Consider the following 464-nt stretch of genomic DNA (forward strand, 5'->3'; position numbering starts at 1 on the left):
GTGGTACCCCAGTCCCGGTGTATGTCGCCGCGATGGGGCCGAAAGCCCTTCGGGTGACCGGTGAATTGGCCGATGGAACATTGCCGTATCTCGCCGGGCCGCGCACGGTGGGGGAATTTATCGTCCCGACGATCACCGCGGCGGCTACGGCGGTCGGCCGGCCACAACCCCGGGTGGTGGCCATGGTGCCGGCGCTTGTCGCCGACGACGCGGACGCCGCCCGTAGCGCCGCCGCGCAGCAACTGGCGTTCTACGAGACCATTCTGTCGTATCAGAAAGTCATTGCCCGCGAACAGGTTTCCAGTGTCGCTGAACTGGCGGCCGTCGGGTCGGCGGCGCAAGTTCGCGAGCAGTTGCAGCGCTACCTCGACGCCGGGGCCACCGATGTGGCGCTCAGCCCGATCCGGACCGAGCCGGAGGATCTGGCCGCGCTGTGGGCGGTGGCCCCGGCGTCGAGGTAGCGC

The 464-nt window shown here is 69.2% G+C and carries 1 protein-coding gene; it reads left to right on the plus strand.

Annotation, left to right across the window (positions count from 1 at the left end; translation table 11 throughout):
* A partial coding sequence (locus RM779_RS33320; RefSeq protein WP_311621541.1) for an LLM class flavin-dependent oxidoreductase occupies positions 1 to 461 on the plus strand: 461 nt, incomplete at its 5' end.
* Between the last annotated feature and the right edge of the window lie 3 nt (positions 462 to 464).

It is taken from the genome of Streptomyces johnsoniae, assembly GCF_031845565.1.
Lineage (GTDB): Bacteria > Actinomycetota > Actinomycetes > Streptomycetales > Streptomycetaceae > Streptomyces > Streptomyces johnsoniae.